General features: G+C 23.1%; 10 protein-coding genes and 1 other RNA gene. 2 read left to right on the forward strand and 9 right to left on the reverse strand.

Annotation, left to right across the window (positions count from 1 at the left end; genetic code table 4):
- Positions 1-4: 4 nt before the first annotated feature.
- From ACXX85_RS01090 to ACXX85_RS01115, 6 genes are read right to left on the reverse strand one after another with little or no spacing between them, the layout of a single operon-like run.
- Entirely contained in the window at positions 5-442 is a 438-nt protein-coding gene (locus tag ACXX85_RS01090; protein ID WP_436359118.1) for an iron-sulfur cluster assembly scaffold protein, read from the reverse strand.
- A 1-nt stretch (position 443) separates the two neighbouring features.
- Positions 444-1,595, reverse strand: coding sequence for an aminotransferase class V-fold PLP-dependent enzyme (locus tag ACXX85_RS01095; RefSeq protein ID WP_436359117.1), 1,152 nt, complete (start codon positions 1,593-1,595; stop codon positions 444-446).
- On the reverse strand, positions 1,588-2,322 hold the full coding sequence (locus ACXX85_RS01100; protein WP_458560400.1) for a TlyA family RNA methyltransferase: 735 nt from the start codon (positions 2,320-2,322) through the stop codon (positions 1,588-1,590). The genes ACXX85_RS01095 and ACXX85_RS01100 overlap by 8 nt, the downstream gene beginning before the upstream one ends.
- 2 nt (positions 2,323-2,324) lie before the next feature.
- Complete coding sequence (locus ACXX85_RS01105; RefSeq protein ID WP_458560401.1) at positions 2,325-2,765, reverse strand: hypothetical protein; 441 nt, start codon at positions 2,763-2,765, stop codon at positions 2,325-2,327.
- The gene (locus ACXX85_RS01110; protein ID WP_436359113.1) at positions 2,734-3,162 is read right to left on the reverse strand and encodes a transcription antitermination factor NusB; all 429 of its coding nucleotides are present in this window, start codon (positions 3,160-3,162) and stop codon (positions 2,734-2,736) included. The genes ACXX85_RS01105 and ACXX85_RS01110 overlap by 32 nt, the downstream gene beginning before the upstream one ends.
- A gap of 3 nt (positions 3,163-3,165) precedes the next feature.
- Complete coding sequence (locus ACXX85_RS01115; protein WP_436359111.1) at positions 3,166-3,912, reverse strand: YebC/PmpR family DNA-binding transcriptional regulator; 747 nt, start codon at positions 3,910-3,912, stop codon at positions 3,166-3,168.
- Positions 3,913-4,121: 209 nt separating this feature from the next.
- Here ACXX85_RS01115 and ACXX85_RS01120 point away from each other — a divergent pair, with 209 nt between their 5' ends.
- Together ACXX85_RS01120 and ACXX85_RS01125 are read left to right on the forward strand one after the other, a co-directional pair.
- On the forward strand, positions 4,122-4,337 hold the full coding sequence (locus ACXX85_RS01120; protein ID WP_436359110.1) for an MAG6790 family protein: 216 nt from the start codon (positions 4,122-4,124) through the stop codon (positions 4,335-4,337).
- 134 nt (positions 4,338-4,471) lie between these two features.
- Positions 4,472-4,711, forward strand: coding sequence for a hypothetical protein (locus tag ACXX85_RS01125; protein ID WP_436359107.1), 240 nt, complete (start codon positions 4,472-4,474; stop codon positions 4,709-4,711).
- A gap of 4 nt (positions 4,712-4,715) precedes the next feature.
- Here ACXX85_RS01125 and ssrA read toward each other — a convergent pair.
- From ssrA to ACXX85_RS01140, 3 genes are all read right to left on the reverse strand, one after another.
- Positions 4,716-5,097, reverse strand: a transfer-messenger RNA (tmRNA) gene (ssrA, locus tag ACXX85_RS01130).
- A 60-nt stretch (positions 5,098-5,157) separates the two neighbouring features.
- Complete coding sequence (locus ACXX85_RS01135) at positions 5,158-5,934, reverse strand: hypothetical protein (RefSeq protein WP_458560402.1); 777 nt, start codon at positions 5,932-5,934, stop codon at positions 5,158-5,160.
- Positions 5,935-6,266: 332 nt separating this feature from the next.
- On the reverse strand, positions 6,267-7,505 hold the full coding sequence (locus ACXX85_RS01140; protein WP_458560403.1) for a hypothetical protein: 1,239 nt from the start codon (positions 7,503-7,505) through the stop codon (positions 6,267-6,269).
- Between the last annotated feature and the right edge of the window lie 141 nt (positions 7,506-7,646).

The raw sequence follows: 7,646 nt of genomic DNA on the forward strand, positions 1-7,646 counted from the left end.
TTGTTTATTTTCCTTTATTTACTCATGATTCAATATTATCTAGCACTACTTTATAAATCATTGAAGCACATTCTAGCCTATTTAAGTGAGTTTTAACATCATTAAACGCCACTAAATTTCCTATTTTTTCTAAATTATCAACATTTTTCTTTTGATTTATTAAACTTTTATAAATTTCGATGATTTCTTTAATTTCTATAATTGTTTTGTTTTTTATAATGTCAAGAAAAATATCTGCTGAAGATAAAAAAACTGCACAGCCTATACCTTTAAATTTAGCATCTATTACTGTATTTTCTTGTAAATTAAGTGCTAATCAAATTTCATCAACACAATTAGAACTATGTAAATAATTATTATTTCAGTTTGGTAATTCTGCAACTTTATTTTTTGCATTAGAGTAATGATCCATTATTAATTTTCTTTTTTGATTTGCGTCCATTTTATATAAAACTTAAAAAGTCTCCTCCTTCTTTTAGTGCTTGTACTAATTTATCTACATCTGTTTTATCATTATAAAAAGCTACAGAAATTCTTACATAATTATTTTCATTTTCTACTTCAGAAAGAAGTTTTGAACAAAAATTTCCGCTTCTAACATATATATCTTTATGACCTAAATAAGAAGCTATATCTTGTGGTGCATATTGTTTTATGTTAAATAAAGTTATAAAATCACCCCTTTTAGATGATATATTTATACCTTCAATTGTTGATAATTGGTCATATAAATAATTAGCTACTTCTAAATTTAAATTATGAATTTTTTCAATTGAAACTTCGTTAATTAAATCAATTGCTTTATCTAATTGTCAAATTGCCGCTAAATTCATAGTTCCTGGTTCAAAAGCACTAATTCCGCTTTTTCGAGTTCAATTATTAGATTTATCTATTTTTTCAACTGCTCCACCACCAAAAATAACAGGGTTAATTTTATTTAAAATTTTACTTTTTATTGCTAAAACTCCTAAACCTGTAGGTCCATACATTTTATTTGCACTAAAAACTACTATATCTGAATTTTTAAAAGAAACTTTGTCATGAGCAATTGCTTGAGCAGCATCATTGAACACTATTGCTTTTACTTCTTTTGCTTTTTTATAAATTTCAGTAGAATTAAAATTTTGGTTTATGTTATTTGTAACTTGAGAATAGCAAATAATTTTAGTATTTTTATTAATATCTTCTAAAAGGTTTTTTGAATATTTTACTTTTAAATTTAACTCTTTAGCTATTTCGATTCAAGGAACTATATTAGAAGAATGATTATAAAATGATAAAAGGATTTCATCATTTGCTTTTAAAAGTTGTTTAGACATTAATGCAAATACATTAATCGATTCAGTTGTTCCTGATGTAAAAATAATTTCATCTTTTTTAGCATCTATAAGTTTGGCAATTTTTTTTCTAACAGTTTCCACTTTTTTTAAAACCTGGATTCCTATTTTTGAATCTGATGTTCTAGTACTTATTGAGTAATTTGAATAAAAATCTACACCCGCTTCTATTACTGATAAAGGTTTTTGAGCTAAAGCTGCATTATCAAAATATGTTATTTTTGATAACATAGGAAATAATTTTTTGTAGTTATTCATATTGACTCCTTTTAAATAAAGTTATATATTCTATATTTTTAGATTTATTGCCTAAAATTGGCGATTTGAAAATTTTTATAAGTTCAAAACCATTATCTTTTCCGTATTCAACAACTCTATTTATTAAAAATTGATGATACTTTTCGTCAACATAACCACCTTTTTCCACATATTTACTACTTGCTTCAAATTGTGGTTTTATCAATAACATAATATCTGTATTTAATGTCACGATTTCTTTTATTACCTTAAACACTTCTTTTAAACTTATAAAAGAAACATCACAAACTATGATATCCATTTTTTCTTTAAAAAGTTCAAATGAAATTGACTTTAAATTTGTCTTTTCTAAAGGAATTACCTTTGTATTCGTTCTTAATGAGTAGTCAAGTTGGTTTGTTCCAGAATCCAATGAATAAACTTTTTTTGCACCATGTTTTAAACTAACTTCTGTAAATCCACCAGTTGAAGAACCAATATCTAAAACTGTTTTATCTTGAAAATTTAAATTAAAAAGTTTAATAGCTTCTAGCAATTTATAAGCCCCTCTAGAAACTCATTCTTTTTTTTCTTCAAAAACTTCTACTTTATCTTTTTCAAAAGAAATTTTAGTACTTGGAATAAAAATAATTTCACCATTAACTTTGACTTTACCCATCCTAATAAGAGTTTCAGCATTTTTAAGATTTTTTTGCTCTAAAATTTGTAAAAGAGTTAATTTAGACATTTTTATTTTGCTACCTCTAAAATTTTAGTTATATAATAGTTAAAATTACAAGTTGATTCCATCAATTCATTTGCAAAAAAATTAAATTTTTTTCTACTTTCTTTTTCAAACTCAAAAATATTATTGTGATCTATTTTTACACGAAAATAAAGGAAATTAGACAAATAAGTAGAAATTTTTTTATTATCTATTTTACATAAAATTTCATCTGTATTAAGTATTTGTTCTGATATCCATATAAAAGATTCTGAATTAAACTTTTTAATCAATGAAATTTCTTGTTCATAAATCTCTTTTATATCAATTTTTAAATTAAATATTAAAGCTAACTTTGTAATTAAAAAATACATTTTTTTATTACTAAAAATGTATTTATATTCTTTTTCATAATTATTTTTTTTAATTAAAGAATTAATTTTTTTCAATTTTAAATTGTTTTTCATATTCTTTACTTACTTTATCTAAAATAGCATTCACAAATTTATAATCTGTATCTTCTTCTAAAGTAAAATCCTTTGTTATTTCTACGAATTCATTAATTACTATTCTTTTATCCAAATACATTAATTCAAAAGCACCCATCAATAAAATTGCTCTAATTAAAGGTTTTACATTATTTCATAATACATTTTCTTTAAAAAATGAACTAATAATTTTTTTATGGAAAAAATACTGTTTTTCTATTAATTCTAATGTTTGTATTTGTTGCTTATTTAAATCTTTACTCTCAAAAATTCGATTACTTTCAATTACAAGATCTTGTAACTCATAAGAATAAATTACAGAAATTAACTCAATTCTATATTGCTTTCTTGATTTTTTACTAGATATTGATTTCATTTTTTACTCTTCTTCAGAAAGAACAGATAAATCCATATTATGAAATACTTCTTGGATGTCATCATCGTCTTCAAATTTTTCAATATGTTCTAATAATTTTTTTGTTTTTTCTTCATCTAATTGAACCTCTTGATTTGGGATATAAGTTACTTCTGCAGTTTTATATTCAAAATTGTATTGTTTATCCAATGCTGTTTTTAAACTTAAAAATTTTGATGGTTCACAATAAATTTCATAATATTCATTTTCTGATTTAAAGTCTTCTGCTCCATTTTCTAAAGAAAATAACATCAATTCTTCTTCATTTGCAAGATTTTTTTCAATTTCTAAAACACCTTTTTGATCAAAAACATAAGGGATAGAACCTTGTTTTCCAACTTGCCCTCCTGCTTTTTTAAATAGTGCTTGAATATTTGCTGTAATACGGTTCATATTATCTGTTAAACAAATAACCAAAAATGTTACACCACCTGCTAAAGTTCCTGAATAAATAACTTCTTTAAAATCAATGCCTTCTTTTGAAGCACCTGTTGCTTTTGCAATTGCCTTTTCAATATTAGCTTTAGGCATTGATTTTGCTCTTGCTTTAGAAACTACTAATCTTAAAGCTGGATTTGTATCTATATCTCCACCACCTTTAGCTGCAGCAACCATTATTTCTTTCGAAAATTTAGCAAAAATTTTTCCTCTTATTGCATCTTGAGCACCTTTTCTATGTTTAATATTAGCTCATTTTGAATGTCCAGCCATTTTATCTCCTTATTTTATTGAATTAAATATGTATGTAATAATTTATTTTAAATTATAATAAATTTTTTGATTTTTATTATGGTTTTTTATATAAAAATTAAAAAAACTTATTTTTTTATATTTGTATAGTTATTTTTAATTATATTTTTAAAAATTACTGTAAAAAGTTTTATAATTTTATTGTATAGATATTAAAGAAAGAGGTAAATATGTATCAATATAAAGCCATTTTAAAATCTACAAAAGAAGTAATTGCTCAAGGACATTCTCTGGAAGATATAGAAAAAGATATTGTTCATTTTATAAGAGAGCAAAAAAAAGGAATTCATACTAATAGTAATGTTCCTATTGAAATTTATCATATTCAAAGAAATAAAACAGATGGAATTGATTTATCTAAAGAAAAATTAGTAAAAACTATATAAAATTCATAAATATAAATAGGATTTAGTCCTATTTTTTATACTTTAAATTAAAAAACTTCAAAAAAATGGATTTTTTTCTTTTTAAAGTTCATTTTTTAATTTTTTTATTTTTTAAGTGTTATAATGATTTTGTTATGAATGAATTAGAAATTAAAAAAACTTTTAATGAAATTTTCAGTTGAAAATCTCATTATGATGAAGAAAACAGCCTATCTTGCGGTTATAAAAAACAATACTATCATTTTTTAAGTTATGATTCAAAAACAAATACAATTTATTATAGAGTTAGTGATAGTAATAATCCTGAAGACAACAATGCTTTTTATTATGATACAAGCATTAAATATGAAAAAATGCTTGAAATAAAAAAATAAAAAATGGTGGAGATGCCGGGAGTTGAACCCGGGTCCACACATAAGCTTTATTAAAAGTTTACAGTTTATTTAGTTTTTATAATAAATTAGTCTAAAACTAACAAAAAGAATCTAATTTATTTAACTATAAATTTCTTTAGATTTTAGTTAAATCTATCTAAATATCCTTTTAAAAAACTTAAAAAATAAAATCAAAGGAAAATCTTATTTTTTAACTAATTTTTAATTAAGCAAAAATTAGATTTGAATTTGCAGAAGCTAACATGTTAAATGTTACTTCTGATTTTTTATTTTCTTTTCCATTTAGAAAAGCCTAGAAGTAATTATAGTCTACTACACTACTGAGTTTTAATATTACTTATATATGTCGAAGCCAGTACACCCCCATACATAATTATTCTATCACATAAATAAAAAATATCTTAGGGAAAATACAAGATATTTAATTATTTTATTTTTGAAGCTCATTTTAAAAATTTTTTTACATTTGGAAAATCTTTTTTAAAATGTATATCATAAATAATTTCATCAATAAATGGTAAATAAAAATTGTCATTTCTTGATTTATATTGAATTTCGATTTGACTAAAAATTTCTTTAAAGTCATTTACAGTTTTTGGTTTGGAAAAATGTTTGATGAAATCTCTATAAAAATTTTCTGTTTTTAAATCCATTTTAAAAAATATTAAATAATTTGGATTTTGTTTTTTCTGAGGTAATTTTTCATATTCATCAACAAAAATGAATTCTTTTCTAAAAATTTTCTTTTTAGTAAGAATTATTTCATTGAAGATAACAATTTTTCTTGTATATTGTATCAAACTATAAATAAAAATAAATATCAAAATTTCTAAAATCAAAGTTAATGAAAAAATAATTATAAATGATATTCATATAACTTTTCAAGTAAATGAAAAGTAAAAACTATCTTCAACTTCTAAAACCTTTAAAATTGCAGAAAATATAATCAAAAACAAAAAATATCAAATAGGAAGCAATCCAATATATGATCGTGTATTATAACGATTAAATTTAAAGTAAATATTTTTTTCTATTTTTTCTTTATTTGTAACTAAAGTTTTAAGAGAAAAATAATTATCTTGTATTAATGTTCTAATTTTAGCACAATATTTTCTTATTAAAATAGGATATACAAATAACAATATTAAAAAAGTAACAACAAAAAAGATTACAGCTAAAGGGATTAAAACATATAATTTCATATTAACCTAAATTATCAATTTTAATTTTATTTTTTCTATTACTAGTTATAAATATTGCTATTAAATTACTAAAATTAGAGAATAATTTTAAATTTTTTTTCATTTTTCTCCTTTTATTTTGTATATACAAGATAAAAAATACCCTAAAAAGGGTATTCTAGATTTGTTTTTTTAATAATGTGCATTTACTATATTGTAATAACTTTTTAGTTATTACATAATAATTATAATACAATTTTTACATTTTTCAAGAAAAAAAGTAAAAAAGTGCATAAAAACTCTTATTTTAAAACAAAAAAATGAATTAATTCATAAAATTTAAATTATAAATATTATGAATTTTTCATTGGTTGTGGTGAATCTTGGTGTTGGTCACCATTCATCATCATTGAATTATCTGATGTGGTTTTATTTTTTTCCATACTGTTAGAATCAGAGTGCATCATATCTTTTGAAGTATTAGGATTTTGTTTTGGTGTTTTATCACTAGAATCATTCATCATCATATTTGATTTATCCATTGAATGCATTGTTTCAGTGGAATTTGATTTTCTTGTAGAAGTTCCTTTTATCGCTTCAAATGTGTCTTTGCTTTCAACTATAAATTCTGGTTTAAATACTATTTTTTCAGTTCCATCTTTAGCAAAGAAAATAAATGTATAGAATTTTCCTTCTGTAAGTTTATTATCACCTGTTCATGAAAATTCTAAAGCGTTTTCATTAACTACATCTGCATTAGCTTTTGCCATAGCCATAGTTTTTTTAACTATTGGTTTTCCATTAGCATCTCTTACTAAAGTATTATCATGTAATGAAGTTACTTCTGTTGCAAATGCTAATCATTCTCCTTTAACACCTTGTACTGGTGTATTATGTAATTTAAAAGTAAATATACCATTTGCATCTAATACGTTTTCACTTCTAGCAGCCGGGAATTGTAATTGTCTTTCTTTTATAGTGCTTGTTGTAAGTTTAGTTACTCCATATTCTGGTGCAGTAAAATCAATTGACAAGTTAGTAATTGTTTTAATTGAAGTTGCAGGGAAAATATCTTTATTTTCTTTAATAAAATCATTTTTGAAAGTAATTTTTTCTGTTCCATCATTTTTTCAAAAAATGAATGTATAAAATTTTCCTTCTGTAAGTTTATTATCACCCGTTCATGAAAATACTAATGGAAAATCTTTGGAAGCATCTACTTCTTTTGCCATAGCCATAGCTTTTTTTACTACTGGTTTTCCATTTGCGCCTTTTACAAGAGTGTTATCAGTTAATGATTTTACTTCTGTTGCAAAAGCTGTTCACTCTCCTGAAACACCTTGTACTGGTGTATTATGTAAGTGGAATGAGAAAACTCCGTTTTCATCCATTCTATTTTCACCTCTTGCAGCAGGGAATTCTAATACTCTTTCTTTTACTTGGTTTGCTTTAGTAATTCCATAAGTTGTATAATCTAATGATTGATTAGTTTCTTTAGTAGTTTTAGCAGGATTAGAACATGAAACAACTGCAAAAACGGTTGTTAATGTTGGTAAACCTAATAATAAAACTGATTTAAATCTTTTTTTCATAAATTCTCCTTTATATCCCGTCTTTCCCAGTTGACGGGATTTTTTTATTTTTTTTCGCATATTTAATACTATGTATTAAAAAAAAAATTTTTTTCTTTGAAAATCTTTCTATTATGGTATAATTACAATATGAAAAATCAT

The organism is Mycoplasma sp. Z386, assembly GCF_054343375.1.